Here is a 23,970-nt window from a genome sequence, read left to right on the forward strand (position 1 = left end):
AGATGAGCAGCAACATGAGTTGATGTACACTTGAAATATACCTAAAACGGAAGAGCTGGTGGATTTGATGAAAAAAGCGCTGATCGCTTTACTTGTGTTATTAATATTGGGCGGAGGAGGGGCTGCATACTATTTCTTCGTCATGAAAAAAGACCCCACTCCGCCAGAGAAAGAGGAAGCGCCGGCTGTTGAAGTCGCGGCGCAATCTGAATCTGACCTTGCATCCCTCACTAGTACTCAGCCTGAGCCAGAACAGACTGAGTTCTACGTTTTAGATAGAAAACTAAAAGTAGTCGAGCAGCCCGAAATTGATGGTTTGATAACCGACTATCTTTATAAGGGTGAAAAGGTCGAACTACTAGAGAAGCAAGGCGAATGGGCGCGTATCTCTGACTATATTGTTTTAAAGGAAGGCGGACCACAGACGGCGGAATGGATTTCAATGTCTGGACTATCTAGTGATGAAGTGATTATCTCTGAGCAAGAAAACAGAGAGATACTAGATTCATACTTATCTAAATCCGATGATCTGAAGCTCCATCAAGAGAAGTTCCGCAACACGGTAGCTAAACTTATCTCTGAAGGGGAGTGCGACCCAAGTGATTTTGAAGAGTTAGGCGGTTGGGTTAAATCAGTTAAATACAGTAACCGAGATGTTTATTTTATTTATTGTGGTGGGTTGTCTCTTGAAAACAAAATTTATCTAGATGTAAATACTAATGAAACATTCACGAAGTAGGAGCCGATTCCCATTTAATATGGGTATTCGTCACTGACTTTTAATTACTCTATTTTTCCAAGATATTAACTAAAGCCTACTCATAGATTGAGTGGGCTTTTTTATGCTACCTATAATGCTTGTTTTTCTATTTACCCTGCAATTCATATTGAAGATCATATATAACCATCATTAAATATTTATTAATGAGTAATAAGGTCTTTCCTATTATTCTCATGATCAATCATTTCAAATTCCCACATTGCATTCTTCTTGAAACAAGCTGAGAGATATAGGTTTATCTCATATTAACAAAGGCTTATCTGCTTGGTGATAAAACTGAAATTAAATAAACTTTATTAATATCAGAGCTTTGCGTTTGTTTACATGTATTTAACATTTCATTGGTTTTGGGATGTAAGTCTAGTTTTTAATCATAATGCGAAAATATTATCTATTTGTAATAATACTTTTTGATTTTGAGTTGTAGGGTTTAATTAAAGCAAAACGTAAAGTTTAATTATCAACTAAGACATTATCTTATTAACATCATTGTTATTTAATTGCTTGTAAGGGATGGAATCATTAATGAAAAAACTTGCTTTAATTACAGGGTCAAAAGGCGGTATCGGCTCAGCAATTTCCTCTAAGTTAGTTGCAGACGGCTATCGTGTTATCGCGACTTATTTTACTGGGAATTACCAATGTGCCTTGGATTGGTTTAACGAAAAACAATTCACCGAAGATCAAGTGAGATTGTTTGAATTAGATGTTACCAATACTGCGGAATGTGCGCTGAGCTTAAGCAAGTTGTTAGAAGAAGAAGGCACGGTGGATGTGTTGGTCAACAATGCGGGTATAACGCGTGACAGTGTTTTTAAGAAGATGGATGCCGAAGCATGGAAAGACGTGATTGAAACGAACTTAAACAGCCTTTTCAATGTTACTCAACCACTGTTTGCGCCTATGTGTGAAAAGGGCAATTGCCGCGTCATTAATATCTCTTCAGTGAATGGTCTTAAAGGTCAATTCGGACAAACTAACTACTCAGCAGCGAAAGCCGGGATGATTGGTTTTTCAAAAGCGCTTGCCGCTGAAGGCGCTAGGAGTGGTGTGACGGTAAATGTTGTTGCCCCTGGCTACACAGGCACGCCTATGGTTGAACAAATGAAACCTGAAGTCCTTGATTCTATAAAGAATCAAATTCCAATGAAACGGTTAGCGACGCCTGTTGAAATTGCCGATGCAGTTGGCTTTTTAGCGAGTGAGTCTGGGGCGTACATTACAGGTGAAACATTGTCTGTGAATGGCGGCTTGTACATGCACTAATTGGCGAAACTGAAGGGATTGGAATGATGGAAAAAGTATTTATGGTTGCGGCTAAGCGCACTCCTATTGGTGCATTCACCGGGTCGCTAAAAAACGTATCTGCGGGCGAGTTGGCTGGCGTTGCGATCAAAGGCGCGTTGGAGTCTGTCGATCTTTCGTTGGATGCGATTGATGAAGTGATCGTTGGTAATGTGATTTCGGCAGGTCAAGGTATGGGGGTTGCTCGTCAGGCTTCCATCTATGCAGGGTTACCTGAGGAAACACCTGCATACGGTGTGAACATGATTTGCGGCAGCGGCATGAAGTCGGTGATGGACGCAGCGTCGCACATCAAAGCACAAGATGCTGAAGTGGTTATTGCTGCTGGCGTTGAAGTGATGTCCCAAATCCCTTTTGTAGTGCCCGCGAGTGTTCGTAATGGTCACAAAATGGGTGACATCTCGATGAAAGACTTGTTGGTTGGTGATGGCTTAACCGATGCGTTTAATCATTATCACATGGGCATGACGGCTGAAAATATCGCGAACACGTTAAATATCTCGCGCCTAGCTCAAGATAACTATGCCCTAGAAAGCCAACAGAAAGCCGTCGCAGCGATTGAGGCGGGTAAGTTTAGCGGGCAAATAGTGCCTGTAGAAGTCAAGCAGCGCAGACAAACCGTCATTTTTGATACCGATGAGTATCCGAAGTCAGACGCGACATTCGAAGCTTTGCAAAAGCTTCGCCCAGCCTTTGACCGTGAAGGTTCGGTTACGGCAGGTAACGCTTCGGGCATCAATGATGGCGCAAGTGCCATTATCTTAGCGTCTGAATCGGCGGTAGCGAAATATGGCCTGACACCTTTAGTGGAACTGACCAGTTACGCACAGTCAGGTTTGGACCCAAAGATCATGGGGTTAGGACCTGTAGAAGCGGTTTCTAAAGCGCTTGATAAAGCGAATCTCACCCTCGAAGAAATCGATTTGTTTGAATTGAATGAAGCGTTTGCAGCACAAGCCCTTGGCGTAATGTACCAATTGTCAGAGCAGCATGATTTACCGCTTGATGCGTTCAAGCCAAAGGTCAATGTGAATGGTGGTGCAATCGCGCTTGGTCACCCTCTAGGTGCGTCTGGCAATCGAATTATTGTTTCACTCATCTATGAAATGCTTGAACAGAAAACGACTTATGGCGTTGCTTCGCTCTGTGTGGGTGGAGGAATGGGAACCGCTGTTTTGCTAAAAGGTCTTGAAGGTTAGAGCCTAAGGTATCGGTAGCAAGCTTAAAAACATCGGATCAGCTTTTCAAAGCATCGCGAGCTCATAGATGAATGTTGGCTGAAACGATGATTATACAAATTTATTAAACTATGTATTCATCAGGAGTTACTTATGTACACGGATATTTTCAAAACAATGACTGACCAAACAGAAAAGCAATTTGAACCGTACTTAAAGTTCAACAAGTTGGTTGCTAAGAACATTCAAACGATGACAGAACTGCAAATGAATGCGATGCAGACTTATACGGATATGGGCCTTTCTCAAATGAAGGCAGTCAGCGAAATCAAAGATGTAAACAGCCTGACCGCTTTCAATAGTCAACAACTCACGGCATTAACTCAACTGTCTCAGCAAATGATGAGTGACAGTTCGAAACTGCAAGCGGCTGCCAAAGAATTCAAAGACGATGTTGAAACACTAACAACTGAAAACTTGAAAACAGTCACACCTGCATAAATTTAATCGCCATCGAGTGAGGCAGTTTTACTGTCACATTCGGTGGCGATTTTCCGATTATTGGAGTCATGTTATGTTTCAACACTTCTTTTCGGACTACCTTGTTAAACTTCAACAAACAAACCAGCAATGGTGGGATAACTTTGAACAAAACAAGGAAGCCGCGCAATCTCCCCTAAATCAAGCGATGCAAGAATTGAATTTTGATGATGCATCAAAAATCTTCGAGCAAGCCGCCAACCAACCCGCCGTCCTGCTTCAGCTGCAATCTCAATGGTGGGAACAGCAACTGCAAATCTGGCAAAACGCAGCACTGATGGGCAACACTGAAAGTGTCATCTCAGAAGATCGCAGTGATAAGCGCTTTATCGATGATGCATGGAAGAACGACCCTTTCTATAGCTTCATCAAGCAATCCTATTTGTTATTCAGTAAAAGCTACATCGACACCATCAATTCTATCGAAGGCATCGACGAGAAAACCAAAGAGCGTGTGGCGTTCTTTTCACGTCAGGCAATCAATGCTCTCTCTCCTAGCAATTTCATTGCGACTAACCCAGAGTTGATGAAACTGACGCTTGAGCGAAATGGTGAAAACCTGCTTGATGGGTTAGAGCAGTTACAAGCAGACGTTGAAGCAAGCGCCGATATACTCAAGATCCGCATGACCAACAACAACGCTTTCCGATTGGGTGTAGATGTTGCGAACACGGAAGGTGATGTTGTTTTTCAAAACGAGCTGTTTGAGCTGATTCAGTATCATCCAAAGACACCGCAGGTTAACGCGACGCCTTTGTTGATCGTTCCGCCGTTCATCAATAAGTACTACATTCTTGACCTTCGTGAGAAGAACTCGATGGTGCGCTGGTTACTTGAGCAAGGACATAGCGTATTCATGATGTCTTGGCGCAACCCAGGTGAAGCGCAGAAAGACACTGAGTTTGGTGATTATGTCACGGAAGGCGTGGTTAAAGCCGTTGCTGCGATTGAAGACATTACCGGTAAAGAGCAAATCAATGCGGCGGGTTACTGTATTGGCGGCACGGTGTTGGCTTCGACGGTGGCTTACTACGCTGCAAAACGCATGAAGAAACGTATTAAAACAGCGACCTTCTTTACCACCTTGTTGGATTTCTCGCAGCCGGGTGAGGTGGGCGCGTACATCAATGAGACAATCATCAACGCGATCGAGAAGCAGAACGATGGCAAGGGCTATATGGATGGTCGTTCGTTGAGTGTGACGTTCAGTTTGCTTCGAGAGAACAGCTTATACTGGAACTACTATATTGATAACTACCTCAAAGGCAGTAGCCCGATGGAGTTTGATCTTCTGTACTGGAACAGTGATAGCACTAACGTGGCGGCTAAATGCCATAACTTCTTGCTGCGAGAGCTTTATCTTGAAAACAAACTGGTTCAAGACAAAGGCGTGAAAGTGGGCGGCGTATGGATTGATTTGAATAAAATTAAGATACCAAGCTACTTCATCTCGACCAAAGAAGACCATATCGCGTTGTGGCAGGGGACTTACCGTGGTGCATTGAACACTGGTGGCAACAAGACGTTTGTTCTGGGCGAGTCTGGTCATATCGCAGGCATTGTTAACCATCCAGAGAAAAAGAAATACGGCTACTGGTTGAACGACAACCTAGACGACTCTGCTGACGAATGGCTAAACAACGCAAGTCACAACGAAGGCTCATGGTGGACACATTGGGATCAATGGTTACAAGGCTTTGAAGCTGACGAGAAAATCGAACCTTTCAATCAAGGTTCCGAGCTTCACCCTGTGATTGGCAAGGCACCGGGTAACTATGTAAAACAGGTACTTCCTATCGTCGATAAAGAAGTCGTTGATGTACAGGCTCCGAAAAGCGACGCTTAGCTTGTTTAACGTGAGTGGTTGATACCTATTTCTGCTAGGGTATCAGCCACTTATATCAGAGGTGCACTTATCAAACGCATCAATACCCAAACGCCCACTACCACTTGAGGTGTAACAATACAAATCGTCGTAAAAAAAACGGCTGTCTGAGTTGTTGCATATGCCGTCAGTATACTCCCACAATGAAGTATCTCTATTCACCCCAAATTTACCTTCGAGTTGGCAAACTATTCGCTACTTTCATAAGGAGAAGTAGCGATGAATTACCGCATGTTAATGACTCTAGGGGTTTTGTTTAGTGCAAATGTATTGGCTGAACTTGATGAACCAGGCTGGGGAGGCGAAGTTGGAGTATTGGTCGGCTTTGGTAGTGAAACCGATGACTCAGAGGCTGTAAAAAAAGGCAGCTTGAACAGCAAAGGAGAATCGGATTCGAGTGCGCTTGTTGTACCATTAGGACAGTTGCGCTACACATTTGGTTCAGATAGCGACCAGCAGGTCTTTATGGGGACCTCGCGTGGCGATATCATTGAAGGTGTTTTTGCTTTTGAATTTGGCTACGCACTGGAATATGGCAACGAATCGGTTGTATCTTTCTCTTACCTTCCAACAATCGCAAATGGTGAAGTATGGGAAGACCCGTTTATAGCCAATACTACGAGGACTAAAACCGACATCTCTGGTGATACCTTTCGTGTACAACTCGACAACTTATTAGATATTGGTTTATCGGGTGATTTCGCTGTCTACAAGCAAGACATTAAAAATGACAAATCGGGCGTTCATCTAGGAGTGCCAACAGGTGTACTCCAACGTGACGCTAAAGGCTATTATGCAAGCCTATCTATGGAGATGCCTGTTAGTGAGAGCTCTTTTATCGAACCATCGTTGTCTTATCAAAAACATCTTGCAGACGGTAAAGCAGTTTCTTTCTCTGATTACTCTGGCTCGTTGACCTACATAATGATGGTGGATGATCATGCATTCTCGGTCAATGCAGATTACAGTCACCGCTCATATGATGCATCCAATCCAGTATTCAAGAAAACACGTGAAGACAATGGATATAGCGCAACGCTTGGCTATGAATATATGGACGTTATGGGGTGGGAAGACTGGGGATTCAACGCATTAGCGGGTTATTCTAGTAACAATTCCAATATCGCATTCTACGATACCAGCGGATATTTGATGAGTGTTGGTGTTAGCTATCACTTTTAAGTAATTGACTACTTAATCACGATGAGTTGGGGCTAGCATATTTGTTAGCCCTTTTTATTGTTTACTTTTTCGGCTAGAGGCTGCGACTGAATATGAGTGATGAAGCTTAAATTCAGTCAATGGCGACCAAAACACCCGGTCGGATTGCCCCGAGGCTTGGTCATTCGACTTAAACGAAGTTAAGCATTGGTATTTGATTTTTCTTCGACCGGCAAATGAAGCCGAGCCAACAAGCCTCCCTCTATTTCCTCTGCTTCAAGGTGCCATCCTAGCTTCTTACATATTTTCTCGGTTAAATCCTGCCCAAGGCCAAAGCTATCTTGAAATGGCAGATCAAGTTTCTGTGTGTTTATATTCTTGATGACTATGCTGTTTTCTTCGAAATAGATATGGATAGTGCCGCTATGTGTGTATTGGAAAGCGTTACGAATGAGGTTACCAACGACAATTTTGATTGGAGTCTCTGGAAGTTCCACTGTTGGGGCATGAAGGTAATTGCGGATGATGTCGATCTCTTCACCTTGAATTAAATACTCCAACTCTTCTATCAAATTATCTAATAAAGCGACGACCGAAACTAAGCTCTGATTCGGTGGCGTTTCACTCTTTCGGACTAGCCAGAGCATGGTTTCGGTAATTTGCTGCATGTTGCTGCTCGCGCGGTCGATACGATTGATCGGGCGCTGTAAATCTGAGGGCAGGGAGATGCGCTCTAAGATCTCCATATTTGCTCGTATGATTGCAATAGGCGTTCTCAATTCGTGACTAGCATGAGATAGAAAACGTTGTTCTCTTTCTACCAAATGCGCATTCTTACTGAGTGCCTTTTCTAGATAAAGCGCAACTCGATTGTATTCACTGAATTTAAAGTTGGGAGCGGGGTTCGCCAATAGGTCGTTGGACGCGCTTTCTGACCATTCGACGAGTTGTTCGGTTTTTTTTCCTACTCGGTAACTGTAGAGCCAAAGCGCTAATACAATAAAAAATATATAGCCAAGAGCAATATAGATAATAAGGTTGAAGCGATGATCGAACCACACATCTATTGTATCGCCAATTAGGCGGTAGTCGTACCTAGCGACTCCGAATACCAATCGTCCGTCTTCGAGAGCAAAACGGTAGACACCAAAGACAGCCTCTTTCTTGATGTCGTTGGTAACCGTTTCATCAACGAAGACGACTGTGAACTCGTCATTAACAAATGTCACATCCCGAAGTACGTCTTTACCATCGACCTTTATGTTAGGCAATTGGTCATAATAAAATGACACTACGTAAGATTTAGGTAGTTTGGCTTCTGGATTTATAAGGCGTACTTCGTTAAAGCTCAACCATTCACTGGCGAGTCGCATTTTTACTGAATCTTCTATTCCATATTCAAAGTGACGGATTAAAAGTTCTCCGAATAGTAAGGCTGTCAGAAGTGACAAGCCCAAGAAAAAGGTAGTAAGGTGACCCCGTATTGGGAAGCTCTTTTTCATGCTCATGGTTACCCTTTGATCCTCAGACCTTGGCCAACGACGGTTTCAATCAACTTAGATTCAAAAGGCTTATCGATTTTTTGTCTCAGTTGATAAACCTGCACTTTTATGTTGTTACTTTCTGGTGCGTCATTTGGCCATAAACACTCCTCTATTTCTCTACGAGTAACCACTTGTGGACTTCGGCGCATGAGGAGTTCTAAAAGCATTAGGTTGAGTCGATTTAAGTCCAAGACTTGCTCTGATCTTGATACTTGCTGGCTTTCTAGGTCATAGACTAAGTCACCTTGTATTAACCTTTTTTGTTGGCTACTCCTTCGCTTAGAGAGCGCCTTGATACGTAAGGCGAGCTCTTTCATTGCAAATGGCTTGATTAAGTAGTCATCGGTGCCTGCATTGAAGCCAGCTTCTTTGTCTTGCAGCGTATCTTTTGCCGTCAGCATCAAAATAGGCGTATCGTCACCGTCGTCGCGAAGTCTTTCACAGACAGTAAAACCATCTATTTTGGGTAACATTAGGTCAAGGAGAATAACGTCATAGTAGTTTTGTTTTGCGAGTGTAAAACCGCTTAACCCATTGTAAGCATGATCGCATTTGATGTTTTCAAATTCGAGAAACTCTGCAACTGAAGCGGCGAGTTCCTTGTCATCTTCAACTAGTAACACGTTGATAGATAAGTTAGATTTCATTTTTCTTAACCCCAGTAAAAGAAGCGGATCTTTGGGTGGTTATGTTGTGAAACAACTGCTTGATATCTTGCTGAACCATTAGCAATACGGGTACCAAAAGAAGTGTTATTACCGTTGCGAATAAGATTCCATACCCCATTGACGTAGCTGCTGGTATTAAAAACTGAGCTTGAGGAGAGGTTTCTGACAGTAAGGGCACTAAGCCAAAATACGTGGTTGCAGAAGTCAGCACAATAGCCCTTAAGCGTCCTGTTCCTGATTCAATTAACGCCTCGTATACGGTATCACCACTCATTATCTTGGTATTAAAGCGTGAGATAAGTAAGAGGCTATCATTCACGACGACCCCGGTTAATGCAAGCATTCCGAACAGAGAAAGTATACTGATGGGTATCCCTTGGATTAAGTGTCCCATCAAGGCGCCCACAATACCAAATGGAATTGTGCACATGATCAGCAGTGGCTGGAAATATGAGTTGAGTGGTATTGCAAGCAATGCGTAGATGCCGATAAGAGCGATAGCAAACACGCTATACAGTGAATTAGATATTTGTTCCTGCTCTTGTTGCTGTCCAGAAAGGACAATGTTTAGGTCACGATACTTATTCTGTAATCTTTTAAACAGGTCGCTATCTAACTTATCAATGATCTCTTCTGGAGAGGCGATCGTTTTATCAACATCAGCTGATATCACATTGACTCTGTTACGATTCATTCGTTCAATGTTTTTGGACACATATCGAGTCGATATATTGGCTACCGCATTGAGTGGTACTAACTTACCATTGCCCAAGCGAATTTGTGCGTATTTGAGATTATCCAGTGTTTGTCTTTTTGCCCGCGGATACTGAATTTTGACCTTTATTTCATGCGAACCTTCTTGAAATTGCTGCACTTCATAACCTTGATAGGCCATGTTGAGTTGCTGTAAGAGATTCGATGTAGTAAGCCCCATCGTTAACCCCATATCGTTAACTTTAATATCAACTTGGGCTTGTGTATTCGCGAGGCTACTTTTTATTCCATGCACACCTTGTACATTATTGAGATGATCAGTCAGTTCGCGAGTTGCGTTGCTGATCGTTGCTTCATTTTGACTTCTTAATTCTATGCTTATTGCTTTATCGTTGATCATATCGGCTAAGAAATTGGCGCTGTCTATGCCTTCAAGTGTTGGGACCATGGATTGCCATTCTTTAGCGATTGCACCCGCGCTGATTGGGCGTTCAGTGTTGCTCGAAAGGCCAACAATGATTTGCGAACTGTTATTGGTGGTTTCTACCAATACACTTTGGATTGGTGGTACAGACAGCGCATATTGCTTCACCAACGAATCATTCAATGATGCCGCCATTTGTTCAACTTTAAGTGTTTCACGTTGTACTAATCCGTAGCCAGTATCATCTTCGAATGCGAGCTCGATCGTGATGAAGTTAGTAGAAATCTCTGGGAAAAATACCGACTTAAGTTTGCCAGTTATTAGCGAACCGCCAACTAGAATACACAGGGAAAAAAAGCCACAAATTACAGCATAACGGTAGCGTATAGCCAGTTGTAAACAGGGTTTGTATAGATGCCAAGTGATGTATTTGAAACCACGTAGAACACGCTGTTGAATATAGTGCCATACGGCAGGAATACCCCATGCTGAAGTCGGTTCCATTTTGACTCGGGCAAGGTGAGCTGGGAGAATTAATTTGGACTCAATGAGTGAGAAAATCAGGCAGAAAGTTGCAGCCATGGCAAATTGCGCAAAGATCTTACCGAGTTCCCCTTCGATTAAGCTGAGAGACATAAAAGCGACGATGGTTGTCAACACACCAAATGTGGTTGGTGTTGCAACTTTTTGCGCGCCAGCGATGGTCGACTCAACGGACGCTCCGTGTTTCTCTCTTTGTTCGTAAATACTTTCACCAATGACGACTGCATCATCAACAACAATTCCGAGGGCCATGATGAAGCCAAAGGTGGTTAATTCATTAAGGGTGAGTCCAAAGAAAGAATTTCCCATAAGGACCATTGCACCGGCAAACGTAACAGGTAGGCCAACGGCAACCCAGAAAGCCACACGTATGTTTAAGAGCAGAGCCAGTAAAATAACAACGAGAGCGATACCTTGAGCACTGTTCTTAAGTAGCAAAGATAAACGGTTTTTAATCGGCTCACTTTGATCATTCCATTGGGTCAGGTGGATACCGTTCGGCAGAGTCAATTGGTAAGCATCAACGATGGATTTGGTCTCTTGGGCTAGCTGGTTGATGTTTGATTGACCATACATTTTCACCTTTAATCCTACTGATGGATGGCCGTTATAACGAGTAATGATGCCGTCGTCGTCAAATCCTAATTCAATATGTGCCACGTCGGACAAGAGTATGGTTTGCCCTGTTGCTGTGCGTTTAATTGGCAGCGAAGCGAACTCTTTCGCGCTACGGTGTTGCTGGTCCGCTTTAAGAACTAACGTCCCTTGAGAACCTTTGAGCTGGCCGGCCGTTTGGGTTAATGATTCTGCTCTAATTTGGCTGACAATTTGCTCCATCGTGAGACTGAAAGCTTGCAATTTTGCCTCGTCAATTTCAATCGAGACCTGCTGAGATTTTCGGCCAATGTAATCAACCTTTTGTATCAAAGGAGAGTTTAGGAGCTTGTGTCGTAACTCGTCTAAATAACGCTGTAATGCACCGATAGGCACGTCACCAAACAGGTTAATTGAAACTACCTCTTCAAGGTCGGCTTGACGCGTGATCACTGGTTTTTTTGCTTCACTAGGTAAATCGCCAATAGCATCAACCGCACTTTTTACATCTTGTTGCAGTTTGTCGAGTGAATAGCCACTCGACTTAGTGATGGTTACCGTGGCACCGTCACTATTTGAACTGCTGTGTATCTGTTTGATGCCTTCTACACCTAACAATGAATCTTCTATTTTTATCGCAATGCTTTCTTCAGCAGAGCGAGCTGAGCCACTTTGATATTCGACGCTTACCGTAATATTGGTAGGGGGGAGTGAGGGGAAGCTTTCTACCCGTGATTGGATAACCGAAAAACCACCCGCGACTATGATCAAAACCATTAAAAGATTTGCAGCAACAGGATTGTGAACAAACCATGCGATAACGCCATGAGTTTTTAGGTTATTGTCCATCATTCACCTCTTTAAGTGATTTATCCCCAGAGGCAGGAGTCGGGAGGCTCCGATTTAATGCGAGTTTTTCCGTGTCGTCTGCGTGAGAGCTATCCGAAAGTGCTAATACTTGCATTCCCTCCACGTAGCTGGACAACGGCTTTACAACCAAAGTGATGTGTTGATTTAGGTTGCCCTGTTCAAAACCAATCGCATCGATATCTTGAAACAGTGATTGAGTCTTGTGACGATGAAGTTGACCTTCTTTGACGTACCAAATATTGCCATCTGCAGTAATGGAAGAGGATGAAACTACAAAACTATCTGAGTGGCTCTTACCTTGAATGACAACTCTAACAAAGCTCCCGATCAGCAAAGGATCTGGCTGTTGAAGAGGGGAGTCTATTTTTAATATGAGGTTACGCATACGTGTTGATTGTTCCACGAGCAGTGAAAGGTGACTCGCCCGTGCTGCCCATTGTTGCCCTGAATCTAAATCAGATGCTGACTGAATTGTCACCGACAGTGCACTCAAATCGGAGGGGAGCTGTTGCCAGTCGCGTTCTGTGAGCTGAAGATGTACTTCAGCAGTTTCTATGGATTTGATCTGTCCCAACGAGGTTCCGGATGCAACAACACTGCCTGTGGTGACGTTGCTTTGGCTGACAATGGCATCAAAAGGAGCATGGATATTCGTGTTATTTAGTTGTTGCTTAGCATCTTCAACTGCTTGTTGTGCGGCGTTTAATCGTGCCTTTGCTGCTTTAAACTGAGGCTCTCGCAAAGCGAGGGGGCTCGGTGCCTCTTCTATACCTGAAGTTTTCCACTCTTTTTTAGCACGTTGATGTTTGCGTTGTTCTTGGAAAAATGAAAGTTGTGCGTTAGCTAGCTCCTTTTCTGCGTTAGCCAGAAGTACTTGGTAACTGGAATCGTCAATGTGAAATAGCAGATCACCTTTAGAGATTTGTTCACCTAGTTGAAATTTTTTTGCTTTCGAAAGAATCACTCCTGAAACCTGACTCGTGAGCGTTAAAGTTTCTTCTGGAATTACCTGACCGTAACCTTCAATGGTAGAGCGGTGTTCCCCGGCAGCAATGTCGACTGTGGTGACTTTGATATATTGTCGAGGCTGAGCTTCCAGCGCTAACGTTGTTTCTTCGGGGATTGACTTCATGATGTACATCGCGGTGGCAATGATACTGAGCAAGCCCAAAGCTGTAACAAGTATCTGTTTCATTTTAAACCCCCATTCCTAATGCTAACCCTAAGGTAATTCTGTTTGAGAGCCGACTACGCTGAGTATTAAGCAACTGGATTTTAGATTGGTAAATAGATTGTTGGGCGATAAGCAGTGCCAAAACGTCACTGGCTCCTTCCTGGTAAAGGTTTTGATAGTTTTTCATACTAGCCTTGGAGAATGTAAAAGCATCTCGATAATGCTGTTCTTGTTGTTTGAGGTAGAACTCTTTGTCTAGTGCATTTCCTACCTCATTGATGGCAACCAATAGTTTCTTTTGGTAATCAACAAAGCTCTCTTCTGCTTGAAGCTGAGCTATTTTTGCTTGGGTTTGTAGTGATGATTGGTCAAGAAGAGGTGCGCTGATCCCCCCAACGAGATTCCACAGGGAAGGATTGTCGATAAGCTGGTTTGGTGTTGAACCGCTACGATAAACAGAGGCAGACAGCGTGAATTTAGGCAGTAGATCTTTGTAAGCAACTGCCGCGCTTTTGTCGGCGGCGAGCACTTGCTGATAAGCGGCAAGGAGGTCAGGACGTGATCCAATCATTTCTCCGGGAAGACGTAATGGCGGAGCTTCAACTTCTGAGATCGTGAAAATCATTCGGTTAAGCTGGTTGTCGCTCTTACCTCGCAAGGTATTAAGCCCTCTGATTGCGATAAGTTGATCTTGCTCTTTAGCCGCTAAACTCGCTCTTACTCTGGATGTTGCAGCACGAGCTGTGTCGAGGTCTGCTTGTTCTTTAAACCCATCGAGCACTTGCTCTAGTACAATATTCTCAGTGTTTGAAAGGCTTTGTAGCCAGCGTTGTTCAACCCCGATCACTCTTGCTCTGTAAGCAACATCAAGCCACGCATCTATTACGCGAGCCGCGAGAGAGTTTTGTGCGTAAGCATAGTCGAGTTGTGTTGCCTGTTGTTTCGCGTTAGCTGCGCTTGCTGAGTCAGCTAAGCGTCCCCAAACATCAAACTCCCAACTTAAATTCAAAGACAGTTTGTGACTGTTCTGAATTTGACTTGTTTTTTGTCTAGAGGCTTGAAAGTCTGTATTTAAAGAAGGTTGAAGGTATTGATCACTTTGAGCCGCTAATAGTTCAGCTTGCTTCAAGCGAAGTGCAGTTTTATGTAGGTCGTGGTTATTGGTGAGGGCTTCTTGAACCAGATCGGCGAGAGCTTGATTGTTGAACAGCGAGAGCAATTGTGTCGACATCGTAGTGTTTACGTATCGTTGAGAGCTTTCCCATTGCTCGGGAATCTGGGTTGTATTGTTTAAACTGGCTTGCGGCGTTGGTGATAGAGAAGCGCAACCCGTGAGATAGGTCAGACTACCCAGTAGTAATAACGCGGATAGGGGGTGGTGTGTGTTCATGCTGTCTTACTCTAAGGTATTTATCTATAGATATACCTAACAGCGAGTAAATTGGAGGTGAAATGAGTGTTTGGTTATTGATTAAAATTGGATATGGATATGGATATGGATATGGATATGGGCTAGTAAAGGGTTTATGAAAGAACTTCTGAAAAAATAAAAGCCACTGAAATCAGTGGCTTTCTAGACTTGTCCGTTTTATCTAATCAGGCCATACATGGAATGTGCTGACCTCATACCCCTCGAATAGCAGGCTCTATTAAAAGAAAGGGGTGACATCAATTTCAGCCTTCGTAGGAGAAATTGCTTTTACAATCGTATGCCAGCTGTGTTTTAAATCCACATACTTGACGTCAATGAAACGTTTATTCTTTCGTGAATAGAAGCACTTAACGACAGGCTCAACAGGAGCATCATCATTCGATGACCATACGATTCCAAGATGGCCATTGCTCAGCTCAACGATGGCCCCAATAGGGAAAATACCAATGCAATTAATAAATTTGTACACCAATTGCCGGTCTAAGTGATTAGGTGTCATACCTAACATTATTTTAAACGCTTCCGCTGGGCTCATTCCACGTTTGTAGCAACGGTCAGCCGTCAATGCGTCATAGATATCGACGATACAAGCCATTCGGCCGTGCTGCGGAATTTGCTCGCCACTCAATCCATTAGGGTAACCTGTACCATCTAACTTTTCATGGTGCATTAAACATACATCACGGCTAATTTGACTTAAGCCTTCGATTTTTTTGATGATAGGTTTAGCAAATACTTGGTGTTGCTTGATGTGAGCGAATTCCTCCTCGGTTAAACGAGAAGGCTTGTGCAAAACATTATCATCGATATGCACTTTACCGACATCATGAATAATCCCACCAATAGCCAATGGCTTTAATCGGTCTTTGCCAAAACCCAAATGCTTGCCAAATGTGACCAAAAGTGTGGCGACATTAACGGAATGTTCAAGCAAATAGGCATCTTTCTTACGTAATGCAGAAACACATTGCAAGGCATCTGAATTGATCAGTGCTGATTCAATCAGCTCATCCGCCCAACCATCCAGTTCATCCGAAACAAACGTATGCGAATCAAATGTTGCCGTAATAATTTTCTGAGCAAGACCACGCGCTTCTTGGATGATTCGCTCTGCATTTTTTTGTCTTACTTCTCGAGAGACCAATTTACTTGGAGAACTTTTACTGCTCTTTTGTTGTTCCTCACTCGTTTCATCATCAGGAACTGGATGAAATTTACAACCTTTAGCAGAGAGCTTCTTGTCAACCCAGACATACTTAATGCCTTTATTAACTAATGTATCAATTCCTTTTTTTGAAGACACGCGTCCAGCGTTAGATAAATAAACACGCTCACTTTTCTGAATTGATGTAACAAACATTCCCACAACCAATGTGTTTATGGAAATTTTTACTGAGTCTTTAAGGTCGAACTGCATTAAATTCAATTAAGTGTTGTCAAAAACAGTGTGATTCTAATCCAATTTCGCGACGAATCTAGTCAAATTGTTGATTTATTTACTCAAAACACCTGAAATTAATCGTGAAACACGTGAAATCAATAGCAAAACACATGAAATTAAAAACAAAAGGCCGAAATGTCACAGAGTTATGCTTCGATCTTAGCGATATTGTTTACAACGGTTAAGTGGCAGTGGTGTAGTAATAACCGTTCTTTTCTAATCGAAGTGTCTATCTAAAGGGCTCTGTAGAAAGGTACTTTGTATTGTGGATGTGGCTAAAGAGGTGAGGTAGGGAGGTTGACACTTGTTAATAAAAAGACAAAACGCCAGACATTAAAAAAGCCACTGAAATCAGTGGCTTTTTAGAGTCAACCCATATCAGAATAGATTAAAATTAGCTGATAAAAGTTGACGTACTCTTCGATGTCTAATCGATTTCTTTGTCTTTAGTCATAGATAAAAGCCAAAGAGATACGGCTGCAACACCTGCAAAGCCACCAAGAATGATAACTGGCATAGCGCTGTAACCTAGGATGTGCCAAATTACGTTCTCTAAAGTACTCATTCAATCGCTCCTTATTGCCAGCCTTCAACGCCGTGCATGTCTGGTAGTTTGTGTGCGATACCTTTGTGACAATCTACACACGTTTTTTCACCAGAAGCTAGCGCTGTCGAGTGTTGTTTCGCACTACGAGGGCTCTGCTCTGAGAAGTCCATGTAATCGAACTGGTGACAGTTACGACACTCAAGTGAATCATTCTTTTTCAATCGAGCCCATTCGCGTTCTGCTAAGTGAGCACGACGTGCTTTGAACTTTTCTTCAGTATTGATGGTTTTCGCAATAAAGTGTGCGTATAGCTCTTTAGAAGCCTGAACCTTACGAACAATTTTATCTGTCCACTCATGAGGTACGTGACAGTCTGAACAGATAGCACGAACACCAGAACGGTTAGAGTAGTGAATTGTTTCTTGGATTTCAGCAACGATAGGTGCGTGACAACCAGAACAGAACTCTTCCGTATTGGTTGCTTCCATACCCGTGTTGAATGCACCCCAGAACAAAAGACCACCCGAGAAACCCAAGAACAAAACAACGCCTACCGCTGCTTTACTTGGTGTCGCGAGTCTTTTCCAAAACGCTTTAAGTAATTTTATCATATATAGCCTCTCTTACAGTCCGGCTACGATTAACGCAGTGAATCTACAGGTTTGAACTCGTTCTCAACTAGCGGTTTAGCATTAGCTTGAGGTACGTGACACTGTAGACAGAAGTAACGACGAGGTGAAACATCAGCAAGTACCGCATCTTCGCGGTTCATGTAGTGAGTTACACTCACTTTAGTTGCACCCATTTCTTTTGCGTTTTTCCAGCTATGACAAGCAAGACACTTGTTAGCGTTAAGAGACACTTCATAGCTACGAATAGTATGAGGTACTAAAGGTGGTTGGTATACGTAGTCACTCTCAAGTACTTGGTCACGAGGAAACTTTTTGAAGTCATCTGCTGCGCGAGTTGCTTCAAGTTCACTTGCACCACGTAGAGATTCTACGCCACCAATGCCGCCTGGGTTATCCAGCTCAGCTTGAGCTTGAACTGCACCAGCTAGCAAAAGACCAGCTGATAGTAGGGCAGTAATCAGTTTTTTCATGGTTAATTTCTCCGCCTAAAGGCTAATTCTTTGAGTGGACTACTTCCTTCAAAAAGTGATGAAAAAAGTAGTCGCAATATTAAATACGTTAGATCTTGTATCTAGGTTCTAAAAGCGCTTGGCTCTTAAGAAACCTTAGTGATCTTAACTGGACACTTCTTGTAATCCGTCTGCTTAGACAGAGGATCCGTTGCATCCAAGATCAACTTGTTGATCAGAATTCTTGCATCAAAGAATGGTACGAATACCAAGCCTTGTGGTGGACGGTTACGACCACGAGTTTCAACACGAACGCGTACTTCACCACGTTTGTTTTCGATAAGAACTTCATCACCACGGCGAAGGCCACGAGCTTTAGCGTCAGCAGGGTGGATGTAACAAAGTGCATCCGGTACTGCTTTGTAAAGTTCTGGTACACGACGAGTCATAGTACCTGTGTGCCAGTGCTCAAGAACACGACCTGTACATAGCCACATGTCGTATTCGTCGCTTGGTACTTCTGGTGGCGCTTCGTAAGGCGCATTGATGATAAGAGCTTTACCATCTGGCTTACCGTAGAAATCCCAACCAGAACCTTTCTTAGCGTATGGATCTGAACCTTCTTTAAAGCGCCACAGTGTTTCTTTACCGTCAACAACAGGCCAACGTAGGCCGCGGACTTTGTGGTAAGTGTCGTAAGGTGCTAAATCGTGACCGTGGTCGCGACCAAAGGCAGCGTATTCTTCGAATAGACCTTTTTGAACGTAGAAACCTTGAGCTTGAGCATCGTCATTAAGATCTTGTGCTTCAGACAGTGGGAATGCATCAACGTTGCCGTTTTTGTACAGCACGTCGTACATCGTTTTACCACGATACTCAGGTGCTTTAGCTAGAAGCTCTTCGCCCCAAACTTCTTCAACAGTGAAGCGTTTAGAGAACTCCATGATTTGCCATAGGTCAGACTTTGCTTCACCTACGGTTTTCACTTGTTGGTACCATGCTTGTGTACGACGCTCAGCGTTACCGTAAGCACCTTCTTTTTCAATCCACATTGCTGTTGGAAGGATAAGGTCAGAAGCTTGAGCTGTTGCTGTTGGGTACGGGTCAGAACATACAATGAAGTTGTCTGGGTTACGGTAACCTGGTAGACGTTCAGTGTTGATGTTTGGACCAGCTTGCATGTTGTTGTTACACATTACCCAGTACGCGTTGATCGTACCATCTTTTAACGCACGGTCTTGCGCAACAGCGTGTTTACCCGGTTTAGGTGGGATAGTGCCTTCTGGAAGCTTCCAGATGTCTTCTGCAATCTTACGGTGTTTAGGGTTAGCAACCACCATATCTGCCGGTAGACGGTGAGAGAACGTACCTACTTCACGAGCTGTACCACATGCAGATGGTTGGCCAGTAAGTGAGAATGGGCTGTTACCTGGAGTAGAAATCTTACCTGTAAGAAGGTGGATGTTGTACACAAGGCTGTTCATCCATACACCACGAGTATGTTGGTTCATACCCATAGTCCAAAGTGACATTACTTTGATGTTTGGATCTGCGTATTGCTTAGCCAGCTTGATAAGGTCATCTTGAGATACACCTGACATTTCAGATGCTTTTTCAACGGTGTATTCAGCAACAGAAGCTTTGTAGTCTTCGAAGCTGATATCAGTCATTTTACCTGAGTTAGGGTTCGCAGCGGCTTTCTGTAGTGGGTCATTGTCACGAAGGCCGTAACCGATGTCTGTTGTTGCTTGCTTGAAGTTCGTGTGTTTGTTCACGAATTCCCAGTTCACCGCATCGTTTTGAATGATGTAGTTAGCGATGAAGTTAGCAATCGCAAGGTCTGATTGAGGTTCGAAGATGTAACCTGTGTCTGCAAGCTCGAAAGAACGGTGGTAGTAAGTAGACAGTACGTTTACTTTAACGTGTGGGTGGCTTAGACGACGGTCTGTAATACGAGTCCATAGTACTGGGTGCATTTCTGCCATGTTTGACCCCCACAGTACGAATGCATCTGCGTGTTCAAAGTCATCGTAACAACCCATTGGCTCATCGATACCGAAAGTACGCATGAATGCACCTACCGCAGATGCCATACAGTGACGAGCATTTGGATCGATGTTGTTTGAACGGAAGCCCGCTTTCATCAGCTTAACCGCTGCGTAGCCTTCCATTACTGTCCACTGGCCTGAACCGAACATACCAACGCCTGTTGGACCGTTCTTCTTCAGAGCGGCTTTCCATTTCTCAGCCATTACGTCGAAAGCTTTGTCCCAAGATACTGGTGCAAAATCACCATCCTTGTGGAACTCACCATCTTTCATACGAAGAAGAGGCTGTTCAAGACGGTCTTTACCGTACATGATTTTTGAAAGGAAGTAGCCTTTAATACAGTTAAGGCCTTTGTTTACCGGTGCTTCTGGGTCGCCTTGAGTCGCGACCACTTTACCGTTTTGAGTACCAACTAGTACCGAACAGCCCGTACCACAAAAACGACAAGGCGCTTTATCCCACGTGATTTTTGTTTGATCAGAGCTAGCAATCAGGTTGGTTGCTGTTGCTGGTAGAGTTACACCTGCAACGGCTGCCGCTGATGCAGCTGCGTTTGCTTTCACAAACGCGCGTCTTGTCATTTTCATACTTCACCCTCAAGTTGAGAATTGTTGCTTCCAGTTTCTAAATCCGTTTCGTCTAGTCCAGTCTCGATTTGGTGGTAAACCAAAGCTGTCCCTAAAACGTTCGTAATATTATTAATCTCTTCGATGGTGTCCGTAACAAAACCTTGGTTCTCGGTTTCTAGGACCACGATGATTTTGCCTTCAGGGCTACTGCCGTAGATTTCCGCATTATCGTATTGCTCGATTTGTGCTTTGATCTCGTCTAGATGCTCTGGGCTCACATGCACGACTAAACTTGATATATGCACTTCATTTAGTGCCATAAATTGCTCTCGTTATTTTTGTTTTATGCATTACTCACAAGAATAGCCGAAGTAGGGCAAACTGCTACGCAGGCTCCACAACCGCTACACTCATCTAACTCGATTTTTGGTAGAGCAACACTGCCTGCTCTAAGTTGAAATTGAATCGCCATAGGTTCACACATGTCACCACAGCTTCGGCATTCAACATTTTGTTGGGCCAAGCATTTATCAGAGATAGTTGCTTTTGCCAGCCAAGGCGTTTCTTCCTTGGGTTTAAAAATTGGCTCTGGACAAACGTCTGCACATTGATAACAGAATGTACATTCGTCTTTTGAGAAGTCGACAGTAGGAAAACCACCGTCGCCGACAATGATGATGTGTGTCTCGCAACTTTCGATGCATTTACCACAACGTGTACAATCATCTGCGAAGCTTTCTAGACTTTTAATCCAAGGCAATCGAATTTGGCTTGAATCTACTTTTCGCCTAGAAAATAGGCGTCGTCTCGATAGGTCTACCACTAAATGCCTACTAATGTTGCTAAGATGTTGTAATTGTAGATCATTGTTTCGTTAATATCTTGTCATTTATCCTCACAAGTAGTGTAGTTTTAGAAATATTTGTATAAATACCCCTTAAGGGCTAAATAGGATCCTATATTGTCTTAGATCAATAAATTATGAAGCGTTTGGTCACATATTGAATGGAGCTCTGTTTTTTGATGTGTGACAATAGGTTCCCGATAGCCATTTTTATACCTTCAGGATATTAACCTTGCTTATTAAACCTGTTTCATCTGTGACGAGTACAATAGCTAAATCATTGCTATTTATATTGCTCCTTTCAGTTGCCACCACCGGTTTTGCTATTTTTACATTGGCGTCCAGCCTTAATGATGCCGAGGCGGTTAATGTTGCTGGCTCGATGCGCATGCAAAGCTACCGTTTAGCGCATGATATTCAAATAGAATCAGTGGATTACGATTCTCATATTCGTGAATTTGAAAGTTCCCTTTATTCCACATCGATGACTAATTTGGTGAGTTGGGAAGTACCAACTGATATTACAAATGATTATTATTTAATAATTGGCCGTTGGCATGAATTGAAGCAGGTTTTAAATAGCGAAGATAGAAAACACTACCTGGTACTCGTTGAAAATTTTGTTATTGAAATCGACCGCTTTGTTTTTAAGTTACAAGAATTTTCAGAAAATAAATTAATTAAATTGGCATGGGCTGGTGGTATAGGTCTAGGTGGAATACTCGTCATATCTCTTTTTGTTGTTCATTTTGTACGTAAACAAGTTGTTAAGCCTCTACACGCTCTCGTTAGAGCTAGCCAGAGAATCAAAAATAGTGATTTCGAGGTTAAGTTAGAGGTTACCAACAATAATGAACTGGGCATTTTGACCAAAACATTTAACTCGATGGCGAAAGATTTAGGCGTGCTGTATCGAAACCTTGAAGATGTTGTCGATGCCAAGACGGTTGAGTTACAAAATGCTAACCAATCATTGCAAGCACTCTATTATTCTTCTCAAGAACTCACGGTAACGCGTGTTGCACCAGAAAATTTCAGAGCTATTTTGCAGCACTTAGTCAGCCTAGAAGGGATTGAATCGCTAAGGTTAGAAATAGTTGATAATTCGGGACGTTCTTTGATTATGGATGAAGGTTACAACCCGACTTGCGATTATGAAAAGTTTGAAATGAAACTGGATGATAACGAGCTTGTATTGGGCTATCTGTATTGCTCATATCATCATGGTCATTCAACTAAGACGCTAATTGAGAGTTTTATCCAACTGTTATCGAGAGCTATCTACTATAATCGCGCTCAAAAGAAAGCTGAGCAGCTTATTATTATGGAAGAGCGAGCGACGATTGCGCGTGAACTGCATGATTCATTGGCCCAATCGCTGTCGTATTTAAAAATCCAAGTGACATTGTTGAAGCGTGTTATTGGTAAACTTCCGGAACACAAACATCGAGAGCAGTCAGAGCAGATAGCATCTGAGATAGGGAATGGGTTAGCCGGTGCCTATACTCAATTGAGAGAGCTACTCACCACATTTAGGTTATCCATCAAAGAGGGTAGCTTTGGAGATGCTTTGAGCACCATGCTAGAGCAACTTAGTGAAAGAACCGATGCGAAGATTAAATTAACTAATAACCTTTCATCGCTAGAGCTTGATGCGCACAGTCAGGTTCACTTGCTTCAATTGATTCGTGAAGCAACAATAAACGCAATAAAACACGCCAATGCCGACTTGATAGATGTATGCTGTATCGATGAGGACGGACAAGTATTAGTCGTGATTAAAGATAATGGAGAAGGCTTTGACCCAAGTAGTTCGAAGATGAACCACTACGGAATGAGTATTATGCAGGAGCGTGCGGCAAGACTGAATGGTGACTTAACGATTGAAGCGGCTCAAGGTGAGGGCTGTACAGTCATATTGAAATATAAAAGTTTAAAGGAAGTTAAAGTTGACGATTTGTAAAGTAATGTTGGTTGATGATCATCCATTGATGCGCAGAGGTATAAGCCAATTACTGAGCTTTGAAGATGAATTTGAAGTGATTGCAGAAGCAAGTAACGGTACTGAAGCGGTCGCACTTGCCCATGAAGAAGAACCTGATTTGATCCTATTGGATCTGAATATGAAAGGCATGTCTGGGCTAGATACCCTAAAAGCACTTCGAACTGATGGTTCAAGCGCTAACATCGTTATTTTAACGGTTTCTGATAGCCCTGCGGATATCGAAGCGATTGTTAAAGCGGGCGCTGATGGTTACTTACTGAAAGATACTGAACCCGATGAGCTGATTGAACTGCTTAAGCAAGCACATAGCGGCGATAAGGCATACAGCAGTGTGGTAGCTCGCTATTTGAATGATGCTGACAGTCGAAACGACATCTTCGACCAACTGACTGAACGTGAAATGCAAATTCTTCAAGAAGTCGCGAAAGGTTACCGTAACAAGCAGATCGCCGATCACCTGTTTATTTCTGAATCGACAGTTAAGGTACATATGAAGAGTTTGTTGAAAAAGCTGCAAGTGCCTTCTCGTACCGCAGCAACCGTTCTTTATTTAGAACGTTATGGTGACATGAAGTAGGGCTTGTTCTTTTTAAGTAATACTATTTAAAGCCGTGCTGTTTC

The 23,970-nt window shown here is 43.0% G+C and carries 20 protein-coding genes; 8 read left to right on the plus strand and 12 right to left on the minus strand.

From position 1 onward, the window contains the following. Positions 1–58: 58 nt before the first annotated feature. The 6 genes from ACED25_RS15975 to ACED25_RS16000 all read left to right on the plus strand — a co-directional run bounded on the left by ACED25_RS15975 (position 59) and on the right by ACED25_RS16000 (position 6,871). A complete protein-coding gene (locus ACED25_RS15975; protein WP_371695655.1) occupies positions 59–739 on the plus strand; it encodes an SH3 domain-containing protein in 681 nt (226 codons plus the stop codon). A 567-nt stretch (positions 740–1,306) separates the two neighbouring features. Further along, complete coding sequence (locus tag ACED25_RS15980; RefSeq protein ID WP_012600512.1) at positions 1,307–2,047, plus strand: SDR family oxidoreductase; 741 nt, start codon at positions 1,307–1,309, stop codon at positions 2,045–2,047. A 26-nt stretch (positions 2,048–2,073) separates the two neighbouring features. Continuing rightward, positions 2,074–3,285, plus strand: a complete 1,212-nt coding sequence (locus ACED25_RS15985) for an acetyl-CoA C-acetyltransferase (protein ID WP_371695667.1) — start codon at positions 2,074–2,076, stop codon at positions 3,283–3,285. Positions 3,286–3,417: 132 nt separating this feature from the next. Continuing rightward, complete coding sequence (locus ACED25_RS15990; protein ID WP_269334797.1) at positions 3,418–3,765, plus strand: phasin family protein; 348 nt, start codon at positions 3,418–3,420, stop codon at positions 3,763–3,765. Positions 3,766–3,838: 73 nt separating this feature from the next. Next, positions 3,839–5,650 carry a class I poly(R)-hydroxyalkanoic acid synthase gene (gene phaC / locus ACED25_RS15995; protein ID WP_009845465.1) on the plus strand — a complete coding sequence of 604 codons (1,812 nt, stop codon included), beginning with the start codon at positions 3,839–3,841 and terminating at the stop codon, positions 5,648–5,650. Positions 5,651–5,908: 258 nt separating this feature from the next. Continuing rightward, a complete protein-coding gene (locus tag ACED25_RS16000) occupies positions 5,909–6,871 on the plus strand; it encodes a DUF2860 domain-containing protein (protein WP_371695656.1) in 963 nt (320 codons plus the stop codon). 179 nt (positions 6,872–7,050) lie between these two features. On the opposite strand, the gene ACED25_RS16005 is transcribed toward ACED25_RS16000, so the two are convergent. The 12 genes from ACED25_RS16005 to napF form a co-directional block, all read right to left on the minus strand. Further along, positions 7,051–8,358, minus strand: coding sequence for a sensor histidine kinase (locus ACED25_RS16005; RefSeq protein WP_371695657.1), 1,308 nt, complete (start codon positions 8,356–8,358; stop codon positions 7,051–7,053). A gap of 2 nt (positions 8,359–8,360) precedes the next feature. Continuing rightward, entirely contained in the window at positions 8,361–9,041 is a 681-nt protein-coding gene (locus ACED25_RS16010) for a response regulator transcription factor (RefSeq protein WP_135383805.1), read from the minus strand. Then, positions 9,031–12,186 carry an efflux RND transporter permease subunit gene (locus tag ACED25_RS16015; RefSeq protein WP_371695668.1) on the minus strand — a complete coding sequence of 1,052 codons (3,156 nt, stop codon included), beginning with the start codon at positions 12,184–12,186 and terminating at the stop codon, positions 9,031–9,033. Before ACED25_RS16015 ends, ACED25_RS16010 begins: the two co-directional genes overlap by 11 nt. After that, a complete protein-coding gene (locus ACED25_RS16020) occupies positions 12,176–13,402 on the minus strand; it encodes an efflux RND transporter periplasmic adaptor subunit (RefSeq protein ID WP_371695658.1) in 1,227 nt (408 codons plus the stop codon). Before ACED25_RS16020 ends, ACED25_RS16015 begins: the two co-directional genes overlap by 11 nt. Position 13,403: 1 nt before the next feature. Next, positions 13,404–14,612 (minus strand): TolC family protein, encoded by a 1,209-nt coding sequence (locus ACED25_RS16025; protein WP_371695669.1) that lies wholly within the window; start codon positions 14,610–14,612, stop codon positions 13,404–13,406. A 418-nt stretch (positions 14,613–15,030) separates the two neighbouring features. Further along, positions 15,031–16,230 (minus strand): HD-GYP domain-containing protein, encoded by a 1,200-nt coding sequence (locus ACED25_RS16030; RefSeq protein ID WP_371695659.1) that lies wholly within the window; start codon positions 16,228–16,230, stop codon positions 15,031–15,033. Positions 16,231–16,681: 451 nt separating this feature from the next. Then, a complete protein-coding gene (locus tag ACED25_RS16035) occupies positions 16,682–16,819 on the minus strand; it encodes a TIGR02808 family protein (protein WP_009845457.1) in 138 nt (45 codons plus the stop codon). An 11-nt stretch (positions 16,820–16,830) separates the two neighbouring features. Continuing rightward, the gene (locus tag ACED25_RS16040) at positions 16,831–17,412 is read right to left on the minus strand and encodes a NapC/NirT family cytochrome c (RefSeq protein WP_009845456.1); all 582 of its coding nucleotides are present in this window, start codon (positions 17,410–17,412) and stop codon (positions 16,831–16,833) included. A gap of 29 nt (positions 17,413–17,441) precedes the next feature. Continuing rightward, entirely contained in the window at positions 17,442–17,903 is a 462-nt protein-coding gene (locus ACED25_RS16045) for a nitrate reductase cytochrome c-type subunit (RefSeq protein ID WP_009845455.1), read from the minus strand. 125 nt (positions 17,904–18,028) lie between these two features. Continuing rightward, on the minus strand, positions 18,029–20,518 hold the full coding sequence (gene napA, locus ACED25_RS16050; protein WP_371695660.1) for a periplasmic nitrate reductase subunit alpha: 2,490 nt from the start codon (positions 20,516–20,518) through the stop codon (positions 18,029–18,031). After that, positions 20,515–20,820, minus strand: a complete 306-nt coding sequence (locus ACED25_RS16055) for a chaperone NapD (RefSeq protein ID WP_009845453.1) — start codon at positions 20,818–20,820, stop codon at positions 20,515–20,517. Before ACED25_RS16055 ends, napA begins: the two co-directional genes overlap by 4 nt. Before the next feature lie 23 nt (positions 20,821–20,843). Then, positions 20,844–21,323, minus strand: coding sequence for a ferredoxin-type protein NapF (gene napF / locus ACED25_RS16060; RefSeq protein ID WP_017101835.1), 480 nt, complete (start codon positions 21,321–21,323; stop codon positions 20,844–20,846). Positions 21,324–21,576: 253 nt separating this feature from the next. On the opposite strand from napF, the gene narQ reads away from it, so the two are divergent. Both narQ and ACED25_RS16070 read left to right on the plus strand, forming a co-directional pair. Then, complete coding sequence (narQ, locus tag ACED25_RS16065; protein ID WP_371695661.1) at positions 21,577–23,307, plus strand: nitrate/nitrite two-component system sensor histidine kinase NarQ; 1,731 nt, start codon at positions 21,577–21,579, stop codon at positions 23,305–23,307. Beyond that, on the plus strand, positions 23,294–23,926 hold the full coding sequence (locus ACED25_RS16070; RefSeq protein WP_009845450.1) for a response regulator: 633 nt from the start codon (positions 23,294–23,296) through the stop codon (positions 23,924–23,926). Before narQ ends, ACED25_RS16070 begins: the two co-directional genes overlap by 14 nt. Positions 23,927–23,970 lie beyond the last annotated feature (44 nt).

It is taken from the genome of Vibrio sp. 1F263 (genome assembly GCF_041439035.1).
In the GTDB taxonomy this organism is placed as follows: Bacteria; Pseudomonadota; Gammaproteobacteria; order Enterobacterales; family Vibrionaceae; genus Vibrio; species Vibrio tasmaniensis_A.